This window comes from Staphylococcus argensis (assembly GCF_002902305.1).
GTDB lineage: Bacteria > Bacillota > Bacilli > Staphylococcales > Staphylococcaceae > Staphylococcus > Staphylococcus argensis.
Window position 1 is genome coordinate 47246 of record NZ_PPPX01000016.1, and the last position, 16712, is coordinate 63957.

The 16712-nt window shown below is 40.4% G+C and carries 10 protein-coding genes and 1 pseudogene; 3 read left to right on the forward strand and 8 right to left on the reverse strand.

Annotated elements, in window-relative coordinates; all coding sequences use genetic code 11:
- Positions 1 to 457 precede the first annotated feature (457 nt).
- Positions 458 to 1579 carry a CapA family protein gene (locus CD039_RS09215; protein ID WP_167386252.1) on the reverse strand — a complete coding sequence of 374 codons (1122 nt, stop codon included), beginning with the start codon at positions 1577 to 1579 and terminating at the stop codon, positions 458 to 460.
- 176 nt (positions 1580 to 1755) lie between these two features.
- On the opposite strand from CD039_RS09215, the gene CD039_RS09220 reads away from it, so the two are divergent.
- Together CD039_RS09220 and CD039_RS09225 are read left to right on the forward strand one after the other, a co-directional pair.
- Positions 1756 to 2439, forward strand: coding sequence for an alpha/beta hydrolase (locus CD039_RS09220; protein WP_103372063.1), 684 nt, complete (start codon positions 1756 to 1758; stop codon positions 2437 to 2439).
- Positions 2440 to 2474: 35 nt separating this feature from the next.
- The gene (locus CD039_RS09225) at positions 2475 to 3419 is read left to right on the forward strand and encodes a nucleoside hydrolase (RefSeq protein WP_103372064.1); all 945 of its coding nucleotides are present in this window, start codon (positions 2475 to 2477) and stop codon (positions 3417 to 3419) included.
- A gap of 408 nt (positions 3420 to 3827) precedes the next feature.
- Here the strand turns inward: CD039_RS09225 and CD039_RS09230 are convergent.
- From CD039_RS09230 to CD039_RS09245, 4 genes and pseudogenes are all read right to left on the reverse strand, one after another.
- Positions 3828 to 5132: pseudogene (locus CD039_RS09230) on the reverse strand (MFS transporter).
- Positions 5133 to 5369: 237 nt separating this feature from the next.
- Entirely contained in the window at positions 5370 to 7067 is a 1698-nt protein-coding gene (gene betA, locus CD039_RS09235; protein ID WP_049407307.1) for a choline dehydrogenase, read from the reverse strand.
- 171 nt (positions 7068 to 7238) lie between these two features.
- Positions 7239 to 8732, reverse strand: coding sequence for a betaine-aldehyde dehydrogenase (betB, locus tag CD039_RS09240; protein ID WP_103372065.1), 1494 nt, complete (start codon positions 8730 to 8732; stop codon positions 7239 to 7241).
- Between the two features lie 385 nt (positions 8733 to 9117).
- Positions 9118 to 10752: a BCCT family transporter gene (locus CD039_RS09245; protein ID WP_103372066.1), complete on the reverse strand. Its 1635-nt coding sequence runs from the start codon at positions 10750 to 10752 to the stop codon at positions 9118 to 9120.
- A gap of 989 nt (positions 10753 to 11741) precedes the next feature.
- On the opposite strand from CD039_RS09245, the gene CD039_RS09250 reads away from it, so the two are divergent.
- Positions 11742 to 12635 (forward strand): fructose bisphosphate aldolase, encoded by an 894-nt coding sequence (locus tag CD039_RS09250; RefSeq protein ID WP_103372067.1) that lies wholly within the window; start codon positions 11742 to 11744, stop codon positions 12633 to 12635.
- A 160-nt stretch (positions 12636 to 12795) separates the two neighbouring features.
- Here CD039_RS09250 and cls read toward each other — a convergent pair whose 3' ends face one another.
- The 3 genes from cls to CD039_RS09265 all read right to left on the reverse strand — a co-directional run bounded on the left by cls (position 12796) and on the right by CD039_RS09265 (position 16689).
- Positions 12796 to 14277: a cardiolipin synthase gene (gene cls / locus CD039_RS09255; RefSeq protein WP_103372068.1), complete on the reverse strand. Its 1482-nt coding sequence runs from the start codon at positions 14275 to 14277 to the stop codon at positions 12796 to 12798.
- A 210-nt stretch (positions 14278 to 14487) separates the two neighbouring features.
- Entirely contained in the window at positions 14488 to 15426 is a 939-nt protein-coding gene (locus CD039_RS09260) for a ketopantoate reductase family protein (protein WP_103372069.1), read from the reverse strand.
- Between the two features lie 603 nt (positions 15427 to 16029).
- On the reverse strand, positions 16030 to 16689 hold the full coding sequence (locus CD039_RS09265; protein WP_240595123.1) for a hypothetical protein: 660 nt from the start codon (positions 16687 to 16689) through the stop codon (positions 16030 to 16032).
- Positions 16690 to 16712 lie beyond the last annotated feature (23 nt).

A 16712-nucleotide genomic window follows, 5' to 3' on the forward strand; every position in this document is an offset into this window, starting at 1 on the left:
AATGCGTTGCATACTTTGCTATTATACTCTAAAACGCAATATCGTCAAATCAGTACCTACAGCAGATGAGTTATTCATTCTGTTGTATTAATATACGAAATAATGGCTTTGAATGCATATCACTCAACTATGTAGGATACTGCTTAAACACTTGTAGTCAGCATTATAAAAGATAATTTTTACACGTTACTAAAATATGCATTAAAGTGAATTTATTGTAAGCGCTTTTACAAATTAAAATATCTTCTAAACTACTAGAGCGCCATTGATTATAGCGATTTTATAAATTATTAGAGTTTAATTTTACACTTTTAACTAAAATCTAAATAGAAAAAGTAGTATACGCATCAAAACAGTAAAAGTTCTTGCGCATACTACTTCAAAACATGTAACTCAAATCATGATAACACATCATTTGTCTATTCTATTGTAGATAAACGTACCCAATACTATCCTCTTATTTGCGGAATTTCTCATCAATTGTATCGTTGTTAATGTCATTGAGTCGATCCACACTCACATGGCTGCCTTTCTTATAATTGAGACGATGTTTCTTCGCCAGCTTCTCTTTATAATCTTCAAGCGGTATCATCTTAAAGTGCGCCTTACCTTTGTGTGTCTTCGCGTTCTGCGGCTCATAGTGTGTTACGACTGCACACCACTTCACATTCTTCACTTTCGTCTTCGCATTCTTATCTAAATCAAAGTGTAAGTTACCGCCGAGAATATTGTTCTCATCACCCGTAGCCTGACCGTTAAGGAAGTTACCTAACGAGTAAGCAACAAGCGTCTTATTACCGTCTTTCCCTTTCATCCATTGCATTGGCTGAATGACATGAGGATGTGTACCGATAATGACATCTGCACCTTGATCAGCGATATAATGCGCGTAATCTTTCTGCTTGTCAGTCACTTTATGCGTGCCTTCTTTACCCCAGTGCGCTGACACCATCACGACATCGCTGACTTTCTTCGCTTGCGCAATATCTCTCTTGATGAGCTTCTTGTCAAAGCGATTAATATTATACTTGTGATCAGGATGGATACCATTCGTACCATATGTATAGCTGACGAGCGCCACTTTCGTACCATTCACATTCTTCACTGTAATATGGTCACGTTCTTTCTGGCTGCGGTATGTTCCTGTATAGGTCGCTTGGTCTTTCAAATGATCCCAAATACTGAGCTCATTGTACAAGCCACTCATCCCTTGGTCGAGTGCGTGGTTATTAGAGCCATTGACGAGGTTGAAACCTGTATCGATTATATCTCCTGCCACTGCACTTGGTGTGTTAAACCGCTTAAAACCATGGAACGGTTTATCATCTCCACCCATTGGCGATTCTTGGTTGATAAAGGAAATATCTGCTGATGACATACGTTGCTTCAAAGGTTCATACATCGGTTTAAAATCATAGGAACCATCGACTTGTCGAGCATCATTGTAGACTGCTGGATGAATCAAATTGTCTCCCACTGCTTCTACGGAGATCTCATCATCTTTCGCGCATGCTTGAGAGAAGCCCATTACGCCTACACATAAGACAAACAATATGATTGAAGTAAATAATTTCCTCATTAACTTTATCTCGCTTTCTATATATTTTATAAAAGTAAATCTTATCCTTAATATAACAAAAACATAAAATAAGTATAGTCTTTTTAAGAAAATAGTTAAAAAAGCCTACAGTTTCTTGCGCTGTGGAGTAGGGTAAAATGAGAACTAAGAATCATTACTCGAGGAGTGAGAACTAAGTGGAATATTTAACATATGGAGATCATGAAGAACAATTTATTGAAGTTTATCAAACTGACGAAAGCACACATTGGTTAGCTGTCGTGCATGGCGGATATTGGCGTCAACGTATTAGTGTAGAGAAGATGCATCCGTTTGTAGAAAAGCTCGTTAACCTAGGCTTTAATGTCATTAATATTGAATATCGTCGTGGCGAACATCCTTGGCCGACACCGGAAACAGATGTGCAACAAGCGCTTGAAACATTCAAATCATCTGAGTACTACCCGGAACAAGGACAACTCACTGTCATCGGTCATTCAGTTGGAGGGCAACTCGCGTTTAACAATGCGCAATATGCCGACTACATTGTGGCACTCGGTCCAGTCACAGATGTGAAATTCACACGCGATCACCATCTCGGCGACGATGCAGCTCAGGAATACTTCGGTGACATGTCAGACGATGCGCTATACCAAGCATCACCTCTCTCACGTCTACCTCTGAATGTCCCTACGCTTATTCTGCATGGTGTAGATGACGATAAGGTACTTATCGATACGACTTTCGATTACATTGAACAGAACGAGGGCGATGTAATTGATTTACTTGCGCCTGCCAAGCTTGACCACATGGTAGCAATTGAACCCGATATGCCGTTCTTCGATCATATGGTAGACTGGATTCGTAATCATTCTTTATAACAGAATCATAGACGAACATATGAGGAGGACGACAAGTGAAACCGGTATACTTCAACCACGATGGTGGCGTAGATGATTTAGTTTCATTATTTTTATTACTTCAAATGGAAGAGATTGACTTAATTGGTGTTAGCGCGATTGGTGCTGATAGCTACATTGAACCTGCTGTCAGTGCTTCAGAGAAGATTGTTCAACGCTTCGGACGAGAACGCATTGAAATCGCCGCTTCGAAAGCACGAGGCAAGAATCCTTTTCCAAAAGAATGGCGCATGCACGCATTCTTCGTAGATGAACTACCTGTCTTAAATGAAAGTTATGACGCTAGTGAGAAAGATATTACAGCTCATGCGGAAGCCTATCAAGATATTATCGATAAAGTCACACAAAGCAAAGCTCCGGTAACACTGTTATTTACGGGTCCACTAACCGATTTAGCGCAAGCACTCACAGTGGATCCGTCCATCACTTCACACATTGAACGTTTAGTATGGATGGGCGGGACATTTTTAGAGAAAGGTAATGTCGAAGAGCCTGAACATGACGGCACGGCTGAGTGGAACGCATTCTGGGATCCCGAAGCTGTGGCGACTGTCTTTAACTCAGACATTGAAATTGATATGGTCGCCCTAGAAAGTACCAACCAAGTTCCCCTAACGTGGGAAGTACGTCAAATGTGGGCACGTGAACGTCAGTATATCGGTGTTGATTTCCTAGGTGTAAGTTACGCAGCGATGCCACCCTTAACGCATTTCCAAACCAACTCTACCTATTTCTTGTGGGATGTGCTAACGACAGCATATACCGGAGAGGCTTCTCTCGCTCACAAACACACGGTCAAAGCAGCGGTAGTGACTGAAGGTCCGAGCCAAGGTCGCACGTATATCGATGACACACATGGTCGCTTAGTAGGCGTCGTTGATGATGTCAATCGTGACGATTTCTTCCGCTACATTACTGATTTAGCTAAAAAAGCAAACTAGTGTCAGAGGTCGTTAATTAAGAATGGTGCGGCAATTCTTGTGCGTTCAAATTGTACATTAGCACCATGTTCGACCTATCTCACCCATAAAAAATAAAATAAAAGAAGTGCTGAGTGGTGGGAGAATCATATGATTAAATAATTTATTTTCAATGACAATCCGACACACCTGTGGGACTAATGTCACAGCGATAATCCATTTTTCGAGCTTATAAGAATTAATTGAATGCCTCCCAACGCGGTAGCTGTCTGAATTCGAGATGGTTATCGCTTTCTTGAACTCTAGTCACCCTCGCGGGGGCAGGACAACGAAATCAAAGATTTCTGTCCTGCTCCCCCACACGAAAAGGTCCTTAATTGAGCCATTCAAAGCTCAATCAAGGACCTCTTTAATTTTACCAATAAGCTATTAAGCTTGCTTACTCATCTTCTTATAACCCGGACGAACAAAGATCATCGCCACAATACCAATCACTGCTGATACAACAGCTGAAATAAACATTGATTTATAGCCATAAGATGATACGAGAATACCTGTTAACGTTGGCGCAATAATCGTCGCTGAGTTAACGAAGAAGTGCGTGATACCACCGTATGTACCTGCATTCTTAGGCGCAGTATCGATAACGACAGCCCAATATACCGCGTTCGGTAAGAAGAGGAATGCTACCCCTAACATCATCAAGAACATAATCATCGGTACACTATTTGTCGTAGGAATGATCAAGAAACAAATCGCTGCGAGAATCATACCAAAGATTGATAATCCTGAACGTGCAACCCATAAGTTTCCGGTCTTCGTACGTAACCAGTCAGACAGACGACCACCGAAGTATGCTGTAAAGACGGCACCAATCCATGGAATCATACCTAAATACCATAATGAATGGATTTCAAAGTGTTACTCGTCTTGTAAGTACTTTGGCGTCCAAGTCAAGACTAAGAAGTTGATGTATTGGAAGCCGAAGTAACCGATCGTATTAAAGATAAGCGTTGGACTCTTGAAGAAGTGATACCAACGTTCATTAGAATTATCTTCCGTTTCCACTGTCTTCTCACCTGAGAATGTATCGTCAGTCGAACGAATGGCTGCCAATTCTTCTTTGGATACTTTCGGATGATCTTCTGGATAGTTCGTAAACATTTTACTCCAAACAATTACCCAAACGATACCGAGTGCACCCATTAATATGAATAGTACACGCCAAGTCGTTACAGATAATAAGAATGACGCGATAGGTGCTGTGATTAACGCACCAAGTGGCACACCGATTAAACCTAAAGCTGAAAGTAAGCCACGTTCTTTCGGAGCTGCCCAGTTCGCGTTCGTCTTGTTCATCGTAGAGAATAACGGTCCTTCAGAGAATCCGAAGAGGACACGTAGGACACCGAAACCGGCAAGTGTTGACCCACCAAAGACGGCGAGTCCGAGTTCACCTGCGAAAGCCATGGCCATTTCAAACACAGACCATAACGTACCTGCGACAATCCAAACGAATTTCGGTCCTTTCTTATCTGATAAGATACCTCCGAATAATGAACCTAGCATGTAACCATAACCGAAATAACCAAGAATTGAGCCCCATGCGACTTTGTCGAAACCAAATTCTTTAATAATGTCAGCTTGGGCATACGAAATTGAACCACGGTCAATATAGTTAATCATAGTCATGAGTACAATCATCGTGATGATGACATAACGATATTTCTTCATGTTCCCCACCCTTTGTTTATAAATTTACTGAGAATTCTCAATCTTTCTATATGTATAAAACTACAATAACCTTAAATGAAAGCGCTGTCAATTATGAATAAGTTATCATGTTGTATCAGTTTTTACGTAAAAAGTAATCATTCCTTCTTTTTACTACATAAAAAATCCCTCCAACGAAGCGTTCGACGACACTTCGTTAGAGGGATTATTCGTTCGTAATTTTACAGCTGACCTATTCTATTGAATAGTACCGGCATCTTCATCATGCACCCCATGTTTGTAATAATCAACATATTGAGGTGCTAAAGGTTCTTTTCCTAGAATAATATCTGCTGCTTTCTCAGCTAACATTAATACTGGAGAGTGGATGTTACCGTTTGTCGTACGTGGCATGGCAGAAGCGTCAACGACACGTAAGTTCTCCATACCGTAAACTTTCATCGTGAGCGGATCTACGACAGCCATCGGATCATCTTTAGGTCCCATCTTCGCACTACAAGATGGGTGTAATGCTGTTTCGCCGTCGTTCTTAACCCATTCAATGATTTCTTCGTCTGTTTGCACGTCAGGTCCTGGAGAAATTTCACCTGCATCAAACGGTTTAAGTGCAGGTTGTGACAAGATGTTACGCGCAACTTTGATCGCTTCGATCCATTCACGCTCATCTTCTTTTGTGGATAAGTAATTGAAGACGAAATCAGGATGTTCAAATGGATCTTTAGATTTAATCTTCAAGCTACCACGTGAGTTAGAGTACATTGGTCCCACATGAACTTGGTAACCATGTTCTGTCTTCGCTTTCTGACCATCGTAACGTACCGCTAATGGTAAGAAGTGGAACATCAAGTTAGGATAGTCGACATCATCGTTTGAACGGACGAAGCCGCCACCTTCGAAGTGGTTAGATGCCGCTGCACCTTTACGGCCTAGAATCCATTGTAAGCCGATAAGTGGCATCTTAAGTTTATTCAAACTTGGTTGCATAGACACAGGTTTCTTACAAGCGTGTTGGATGTACACTTCAAGATGATCTTCAAAGTTCTCTCCGACACCAGGAAGGTGGATGCGTGGTTCAATGCCGATTGAACGGAGATGCTCTGAATCACCAATACCTGAAAGTTGAAGAAGTTGTGGTGTATTGAACGCGCCACCTGAAAGAATAACTTCTTTCGCATTGACTGTATGTTCTTTGCCATTTTTCTTATAAGTTACACCAGTCACACGACGACCTTCAAAGTTTAAACGTGTAACGAATGCACGTGTTTCTACGTTTAAGTTAGGACGTTTCATCGCTGGTCTTAAATAAGCTCTTGAAGCTGACACACGACGACCATGATGAACTTGGCTGTCGAATGGACCAAAGCCTTCTTGTCTGAAACCATTCACGTCAGGTGTCTTTTTATAACCTGCTTCAACTGCCGCATCAAAGAACGCTTGGAAGAGTGGATTCTTCGCTGGACCACGTCTTAATTTGATTGGACCATGTAAGCCACGGATTGGGTCATTCTTCTCTGCCCCAAATGTTGTTTCTAAACGTTTGAAGTAAGGTAAGCAGTGCGCATAGTCCCAAGTCTCCATACCTTTAGGGGCGCCCCAACCTTCGTAGTCCATTGGGTTACCACGTTGATAAATCATACCGTTGATAGAACTTGAACCACCGAGCACTTTACCACGTGCGTGAGAAACTTTACGGCCGTTCATATGTGGTTCTTTATTTGTAGAGTAAATCCAATCGTAGAATTTATTACCTGATGGATACATCAAGGCTGCTGGCATTTGAATAAGTAAATCCCAAGGATAGTCACTACGTCCTGCTTCAAGAACGAGCACTTCTTTCGTACCATCTGCAGTCAAGCGGTTACCGAGTACTGAACCGGCACTTCCGCCACCGATAATAATATAGTCATATTGCTTGTCTGTGTGTTGATTCGCCATACTTTCTATAACCCTCCTAGTGAAATACGTTGAGCTTCGTTACCAACGTTGCTTCGTTTACTTGGTCAAAAATGAAAGGTTGAACGTGCGACGAAAGCCTTTCAAGGAACGTCTCACACGTTACAACCCTCTTGTAGTGCCTTTACTTATTTTTTTAAAATTCGTTGCTACTTAGTCGTTATTAAACCAATTCACTGGTTCTGGAGCTTGGTTTGTAAGAATATGTTTCGTATTGAGATATTCTTCAAGTCCTTCTTTACCTAACTCTCTACCGATACCTGATTGTTTGTAGCCACCCCATGGTGCTTGTGCGAAGTAAGGATGGAAGTCATTAATCCAAACTGTACCAAGTTTCAACTTGCTAGCAATGCGTTGTGCTTTTCCAATATCTTGAGAGAAAATCGCACCTGCTAAGCCATAAATTGAATCATTGGCGAGTTTAATCGCTTCTTCTTCGTCTGAGAATCCTTCAACAGTAACAACTGGACCAAATACTTCTTCTTGTACAATACGCATTGACGTGTCGCAATCGGTAATCACTGTTGGTTCGAAGAAGAAACCTTGTTGTAAGTCTTCGCGGTCAGGACGTTTACCACCAACTGCGATAGTCGCACCATCTTGTTTAGCGACTTCCATGTAACCTTCAACTTTATCACGGTGTTCTTGAGAGATGAGTGGACCTACTTCTGTGTCATCGTCGAAGCCATTACCTAATTTAATTTTTTTAACACGATCAATAAGTGCTTTCTCAAATTTATCCTTAATATCGTTGTGCACTAAGATACGTGAACCTGCTGAACATACTTGACCAGCGTGGAAGTACGCACCGTTAAGGGCTTGGTCTACTGCCACATCGAAGTCTGCATCGTCAAAGATGATGTTAGGGTTCTTACCGCCTAACTCAAGTGCAATATTTGTGACATGATCCGCAGCTTGTTTCATGATGTGCTTACCTGTTTCGATACCACCAGTGAATGATACGAGGTCAACCTCTTCGTGAGATGACATCGGATTACCTACTTCAGAACCATCACCTAATACGAGGTTGATGACACCTTTAGGGAAGCCGACTTCTTCCATCATTTCAAACACACGGATTGTAGTAAGTGGTGTGATTTCACTTGGTTTCATTACGAGTGAACAACCTGCTGCTAGCGCTGGCGCAATCTTCCATGATGCTTGTAGTAATGGATAGTTCCAAGGAGTGATTTGTGTTACTACACCTAAAGGTTCTTTCACAACACGACTTTCAGTACCAGCGATTGGTGAATTAATGATTTCGCCGCCTTCTTTATCTGCAAGACCAGCGTAGAACATAAACACATTATGAATATCATCCATATCTGCAAGTGATTCTGTGTACGTCTTACCAGTATCTAACGTTTCTAAATGTGCAAGTTCTTCACGGTGTGCTTTGATTTGATCAGCAATTGCGCGTACTTTCTTACCGCGTTCCTCAGCAGTTTCGTTCGCCCACTCACCTGATTCAAATGAGCGACGTGCTGCTAGGATAGCGCGTTCAGTGTCTTCAGCCGTACCTTCCGCAACTTGGAAGATGACTTCTTGGTTATATGGATTGATGATGTCTCTTGTAGCTTTATTTGAGCTATCTACCCAAGCACCATCAATGTATTGTTGATGAGATAAATTTTTTAATACGTCCATAACTGCACCTCCGTTAAGTTTGTTAAATTTTTATTTAACGAATTTTTCAAGATTATCTTAGCATGTGCAATTTTAAACTGTCAAGCCCGTTGTAGTGGTTCTTTATAGTAAAAGAGAAGCAGAACTACGTCACAAATCGTTGATGCGACTTGATTCACGCGTCTGCTTCTCTTATTTATTTAATATCTCATTTTTAAAATGTGCGCGTTGCTGGTGGATAATTCTTGCACTTGTCTTCACCTAATCCTTTGGCGCAGTGAAAGCGTTTCGCATTTTAGGAGTCGAAAAAGGTATGCAGCGACGTTTACTACCCGTAAACGAGCCAATACCTTTTGATGACGACGACAAATGCAAGCGCTTGTCACAAGCCAAGTCCAAGCCAGAACTACAAGTTGTCGTCGTGGTGAATATCACGCTTATCCTCAGCAACCTGCACAATCCGTAGAGACCGTCTTTCAACCTCTTTATGCTTGTCCGCACGCTGTTGCAATCGTATACGGTCATTACCCAGCGTTCGCATAAAGGAAATCATCATGATAAGGAAGATGACGATTAATGGCACACTTGCCAGAATCGATGCTGTCTTCAATACTTCTAATGCACGTTCACCACCTACGAGCATAAGTGAGAACGGTAATAGACATAAGGCGAATGCCCAAAATAAACGATTGGCTCTCAATGGCTCGCCAACAACGACTTTTTGAGAAGCCGAAGCAAGAATATAAGATCCTGAGTCGAATGTTGTAGCCAAGAATAAGAACGCTGAAATTAAGAATAAGACAATCGTAATACTTGGCATTGGTAAGTGATGCATCACTTCGATGATAGTCGCTTCAGTACTGTGGTGATTTAAGAAATTAATCACATCGAATTCATGTGTAATTTGAAGATAAACGGCATAGTTACCAAAAATACCGAAGAATAAGATACAACCTAATGTACCGTATACCATAGTCCCGAGCACGACTTCTTTCAACGTACGACCTTTAGAAATACGTGCGATAAAGAGTCCGATAAATGGCGCATATACGATCCACCATGACCAGTAGAAGATCGTCCAATCTTGAGGGAAGTTCGTTTCTTTACGTCCATCGATACCACCGAATGGCTCAAGCCATGTTGCCATGTGGAAGAAGTTCTTCAGTAAATCCCCAACACTTGTCACAGTCGTTTCCATCATAAAGACAGTAGGCCCAATGATGAACACGAAGGCAAGTAATAAGAACGATAGCCAAACGTTCACATCACTCAGTTTTTGAATCCCTTTCTTCAAGCCAGTATAAGAACTAATCGCAAAGATAACCGTAATCGTTAATAAGATAATACTGCGCATCACCATGTTCTCGCTGTCTAGTCCTGTTAGGCGCTCGATTCCCGCTGAAATCATCGGTACACCGAGTGCAAGCGATGTTGCCGCACCACCGAGTAAACCGAAGATGAATAGAATGTCGACAATTTTACCTAATAACTTATCTGTTTGACCTTTCAAGATCGGACGACAAGCTTGGCTAATCTTGTAAACGGGTTTCTTCTTAACGAAGACGAGATAGCCAATCGGTAAAGCTGGCAACACATAGATAGCCCAAGCAATTGGACCCCAGTGGAACATCCCGTATGTAGTGGCGTAAGAAAGCGCCTCATCTGTCATACCTTTCGCTCCGTTCGGCGGAACTTGGTAATAGAACTCCCACTCAATTACACCCCAGTAAAGGATGTCTGAACCAATTCCTGCACAGAAGAGCATCGCTGCCCAACTGAAGTTATTAAATTCAGGGCGATCTGTCGCTTTCCCTAAAGTTACATTTCCGTATTTACCAAATGCGATATAAAGTACAAATCCAAGTATTAGCAGTCCCAGTGCTAAATATACTGCCCCGAGTGAACCTGATATCGCATCATTAATTCGAGTTATGACATCTTGACTTGCTTTTGGAAAGACCATCATAGGAATAACCGCAACAAGTAGTACAACAACGGTACCTATGAAGGTCGTCCAATCCATGACCTTCCCTTTTTTCAAAGTTAAACACTCCTTATCAATCTATCTTGTGTAAATCTTTAATGAAAGTGGTATAGATTAACCTACACTCGCCCTCATGGTACGTGTAGATATTTCTTTGTTTGTACAGACAAGAGACTAACTAATATTAAATAAAAATGCAAATTCATCATAAAATATTGTATCTAACCTAATGAATAATTATATAAAAATTAGGTGTGAGAGCATTAGAATTTTCGTTCGTTAACACTTTTTTAAGTTACGATTTAACGAATTGAACAGACTTAATTATTTTTTCTTGTGTATATTTATTCCTAATTAATGTATATAAATAAATTTAAAAAGACCTCACATTTCTTCCTTGTATTTTCTGTTTTTGTTCAAATCTCCCAGCATTAACTTGTTGCCATATTTTTAGCGAGATCATTCACATTACTTTGATAATTAAGTTGTTTTTAATACAAGTATGGCAATAGTAAGTTCCCGTTAATTGGTTACTAGATACTTAAAAAGTAGTACTTAAATTCTAGTTATTTCATCAAATATCAAAGGTTAATCAGTGCTATCATTTTTAAATCTAATTGTGTTGATTTTCATATACACAATTACATTCTTTTGTAAGAAAGCAGTAGCTAGATTTTATAAAGTAAGAGCAATTTATTTGTTTTCAAAGGCAACACGACACACTTGAGGGAACAAGGCTGCAATGAAAATCCATTTTTTCGAACTATATTAGCGAGAAAAAATTAGTTGAATGCAGCCCCCTAAGTAAGGGAGTGTTGCAAACTGAAAACAAATTGAAGATTTTCTATTTCATTACTTACAGAAGAAAATACAAATTCAAAGCGCATTTCCCCAATTAAGTCCCACACAACCTATCCTTCCAAAAAGAAAGCGCTACCTTACAAAAAAGCACAAAAATTTCGCCAAAAACAAGCGCTACTATTTGCGTTATGACCGAATTTTTAGCATACTATAACTGAGATTAACTAAAGGAGTGGAAGTAAGAAATGAATCAAGAACAATTAGATAAAATGAAGAATGGTAAAGGCTTTATCGCAGCATTAGACCAAAGTGGCGGTAGTACTCCTAAAGCGTTAAAAGGCTACGGTATTGAAGAAGACCAATACTCTAACGATGATGAAATGTTCCAACTCGTACACGACATGCGTACACGCATCGTGTCATCCCCTGAGTTCACAGGAGACAAAATCATCGGTGCAATCCTCTTCGAACAAACTATGGATCGCGAAGTTCAAGGTAAACACACTGGTGACTTCCTAGCTGACAAAGGTGTTGTACCATTCTTAAAAGTCGACAAAGGCTTAGATAAAGAAGAAAACGGCGTTCAACTTATGAAACCTATCCCTGATTTAGACAAGTTGTTAGACCGTGCAAACGACCACAAAATCTTCGGTACTAAAATGCGTTCAAACATTTTAGAATTCAACAAAGAAGGTATCGACCAAGTTGTTGAACAACAATTTGAAGTAGCTAAACAAATTATTGCTAAAGGTTTAGTACCTATCATTGAACCAGAAGTAAATATCAATGCTGAACACAAACAAGAAATCGAAGAATATTTATCTAAAAAAGTGTTAGAACACTTAAATAAATTAGATGAAGATCAACTTGTTATGCTTAAGATCACTATCCCTACTAAAGCAAACCAATACGAAGAAGTAATTAACCATCCTAACATGGTACGTGTGGTTGCTTTATCTGGTGGTTACAGCAGAGAACATGCGAACGAAGTACTTAAACAAAACAAAGACTTAATCGCAAGCTTCTCTCGTGCTTTAATCAACGACTTACGTGTAAGTCAATCAGACGAAGAATTCGACAAAATCTTAGGTCAAACAATTGATTCAATTTACGATGCATCAGTGAACAAAGTTCAATAATAGATGCTATAAGAATAGCGGCTATCTCATCACTTGAGGTAGCCGCTTTAATATTGCGCTTTTATCATTCACTTTTACAACACGCCACTCCACTGTTAACACTATAACAAAAAGACTAAGGATATCGGGCAAACGGATATCCCTAGCCTTAAGCCACCCATTAAAGAATTGGTGATGCGAGTTTCGCAATCGATTGTTTAAACTTAATCCACGTAGACCGTTGTTCGTAACGTTCTTTCGTGAGTTTCTCTGATACTTTCAAGTCCTCTTTGAACTTCTCAATTAAATGTTTCGCCACTTTGTCATCATAAACAAACGCATTACACTCAAAGTTAAGTTCGAAGCTACGGTGGTCCATATTGGCAGAACCGACGCTGACCACTTCTTCGTCAATTACCATCATCTTAGAGTGAATAAAGCCATTCTCATACGTATAGACATTCACGCCGTCATTGATGAGCTGTGCTACACTCGTAATTGTCGCCCAATACACGAGCATGTGGTCGGGCTTACATGGAATAATCAAATTGACATCGACACCTGATTTCGCTGCAATTCGCAAAGCATTGATATAGCCATTATCCGGGATAAAATACGGTGAGTGCATGTAAATCGATTTCTTCGCATTCATGATCATCTTCATATAACCGAATTCGATTTGGTGCCAATTGTCACTTGGCGCACTCAAGGCAATCTGCATCGACTTGTCGCCATCTTCGTAAGCATTTTTCGGAAAGTACTTCTCATTATATGACAGTTGTTCCCTGTGAGATTGTGAGTTCCAGTCATGGATAAAGCTCAACTCTAGCGCATCTACGCCATCCCCTTGAACACGGAAGTGCGTATCTCGCCAGTAACCTAGCTTACCTTTACCTAAATAATCATCACCCATGTTGAACCCGCCGACGTACCCTTTCTGTCCATCAATAACGGTAATCTTACGGTGGTTACGGTTGTTCACTCGGAAGTTCATGAACGGAATCTTCGCTTTAAAGAACGCTTCGACTTGGCCGCCGAGCGATTGGAAGTGGCTGAATTTCGATTTGTGAATCGTCTTAGAGCCGACCGCATCATAAAGGAGTTTAACTTCAAGTCCCTCTCCTAACTTCTCTTCTAACACATCGATAATTTCTTTACCTAAACCATCTAGTTCAAGCGTATAAATTTCAATATGTATAAAAGACTTCGCGTTTCGCATATCTTCAAGCATTTGACGATATAAATCATGTCCATCCGTATACACATCAATATGGTTATTATGACTGAGGAACGACGCTTCTTTCGTTAACAGGGTCTTCACGATATCACTGTGTTTACGAACTACAGGATTATGCGCTTCATGAATATATTTCTGTGGATTCTCTTGTTGGTAATTCTTACGATGCAAGTCATCATCAATCGGGTTGTAGTACGTATTCGTTTGACGTTTCTTACGCACCGCACGTCCAAAGAAGATATATGCAAAGAATCCAACGATTGGCATAATAAATAATAGGAATAACCAAGCCCAAGTCGATGTGGCTTCACGTCGATCTCGATCTAAGAAGACGATAATAAAGGCTAGTACCACGTTGATGACGAGGAAGAAAGCCAATATACCACGGTAAACTGGGCTGACTGCAGCATCAAAGAGTATCTGCATAATTTCACCTCAAATATAGTTCTTAATCTGGTCACAACTCTCATTATTACAGGGTTGATTACTTTTCATTCTATATTTTCCCTAAAAGTGTTTCAATAAAAAGTACAAAAATAGTGTACACATCCTCGCTATTTCTCAACATAAGAGTGCCGGCAGTCTAAGGTAAGACAACCCGCAGACTACCGGCTAAGTGAATTCTATCAATTTACGTTACGCTTCTACATATTTCATCTCAAGTTGATGAATCATATGCGTTAATAATGCATTCGTTGGTGTCGCCACACCAACTTCTTTACCATACTGAGCGATTTTACCATTTAAATAATCAATTTCAGTATAACGGCCACTGTGTAAGTCTTGATGCATGGATGGATAATGCAGACCTTGTAACTCATCTGGGTAAGAACCTTCTACCTTTTTCACTAAATCATCAAAGTTAAGTTCAATCCCTTTAGCATCCGCTACAGCTACAATCTCTTCGATAATTGGCGTGATCATCTCACGTGATTGCTCATATTGTGCGAACTCTCCAATTCTTTTATCCAAAATCGTACATAAAGGATTTAACACGCTGTTGAGTGTCGCTTTAGACCACACAGATTGGAACACATTGTCAGAAACGTGAGAATTGAGTTTCGCATCATTAAAGATTTGATTAATCGTTTCAGTACGTTCGTCAGCTACACCGTCTACACGTTGTAATTCAATCGTACCGTCGCCTTCAAGCAACAACTGACCTGGACCTCTCATACCCGCTGTCCACATCGTCACAGCGAGGAAGATTTGAGATTTCGGAACGACTGTCGCGAACGTTTCATCATGTCCGAGCCCATTCATCATCGTCAGAATGGCTGTGTCTGACTTAATCGCGCCACGCTGGTTCAACACCTCAATCATCTCTTTCGACTTCATCGCTTTCGTTAAGATGATGATAAGATCGTACTGTTCGTTAACTTCTTCCGGAAACTTCGCTTTAATATCAAGATGATACGTGTCCGTCTCCGTTTGAATTTCAATACCGTCGCGATTAATCTTCTCAACGTGTTCTTTCCAATAATCGAGCAGTGTCACATCGTAACCCGCTTCCTGTATTTGCGTGCCGATACGGCCACCCATAGCGCCTGCACCTGCGATAGCTATTGTCTTCATAATTTGTCACTCCCATTTCGTATCGCCCATTCTGTAATTTCTTTAGGCTTCTACCTTAATTATGACAAATTATGTGCGAATGCACCAGACTTCAAGTTAGATTATTCAGAAATTTATATTCTATTCTTCTTTATTTTTCATAGTTATAGTAAAATGCACTTCGTCTTCTATACGCTATAAGTTGCTTACTATTTCAAACAAGCACAGGCATGTAGTGTATGATAATGTGTTGTAGTATTATTCGTACTGGCCTGTCGAAATACAGCTATCTTACTCAACGTATAGCATTTCTGTTAAGCCTCTCGCCATAGCGTTAGAGCTCAAAAGATAGACCTCTGTCTACCTTCAAAAATAATTCGTTAAACTGAAGTGACAAGACATTACCATAAAGGTAAGAAAGTTATTGCGACGCAAATCATGATGAAAGGACTTAGGAGCTTTAGAACTGTCGCATCTTAATTAGGGTTAGTTAACGTTATCTCAACCTTTCATTATTTGACTCATTACGCGCAATAACTTTATTTAATTATATGATTTTACACATGGAAATTACAAGCATTTATATAACGCAATGTTAACAACTTTCAAACTGTCAATTTTACACTAATCTGCTTCCTCAAGCCTCTTCTTCCAGAAATCTGCTAACTGCTTATCCGAGGTCGGTTTAAACACTTCGCTTGGTGCCAAGTTCGGATCTTTATCGTTGTGATCTTTAGGCGCAAATCCGGTAGACAACGTGGTGTCCTCCCCGCTAAACTCAGCTTCATACACTTTGCCATCGTCAGCGAACAAGTATTTCTTGATAGGATGATCCATCTTCGCTACTCGCGTATAACCTTCGATATTAGACAGTGACTTCGCTTGAGGATCTAACCCTTGTTGTCCATCTTTACTCGTATAGGTCGTGATACCGACAATATTATGTTTCTTAAAAGCTTTCGCCCCTGGCTTACCACGATCACTCACCTGTAATTGGCCCTCTGGTGTTACCGCATACCAATCACCTGTCGATATCGATCCACCAGCGAAGAAACGTGTAGTGAAAGCAGGTGTCTTCGTTGAACTATGTTGTTTAAAATACTGCATGACTTCTTTCTTAAGTTGCGCTTTTTGTTTCTTTGAAACTGAGTAAGTATGTTGCTGGTTGCTCTTTTGAGTGTGCACCTGTTCTGTTTTCGCATGACTGTCACTTTCAGAATTACATCCTCCGAGCACCAAAGCTAAACTTACCATAGCCATACCTTGCCACAATTTAAACTTCAAATTGACTGTCACCCCCTAACTAT

What these genes read in the sequence shown, in the direction of transcription:
- cls (WP_103372068.1), bottom strand. Translation starts at nt 14,277, where the DNA reads ATGCAGATACTCTTTGATGCTGCAGTCAGCCCAGTTTACCGTGGTATA.
- CD039_RS09260 (WP_103372069.1), bottom strand. Translation starts at nt 15,426, where the DNA reads ATGAAGACAATAGCTATCGCAGGTGCAGGCGCTATGGGTGGCCGTATC.
- betA (WP_049407307.1), bottom strand. Translation starts at nt 7,067, where the DNA reads ATGGCGAATCAACACACAGACAAGCAATATGACTATATTATTATCGGT.
- betB (WP_103372065.1), bottom strand. Translation starts at nt 8,732, where the DNA reads ATGGACGTATTAAAAAATTTATCTCATCAACAATACATTGATGGTGCT.
- CD039_RS09215 (WP_167386252.1), bottom strand. Translation starts at nt 1,579, where the DNA reads ATGAGGAAATTATTTACTTCAATCATATTGTTTGTCTTATGTGTAGGC.
- CD039_RS09250 (WP_103372067.1), top strand. Translation starts at nt 11,742, where the DNA reads ATGAATCAAGAACAATTAGATAAAATGAAGAATGGTAAAGGCTTTATC.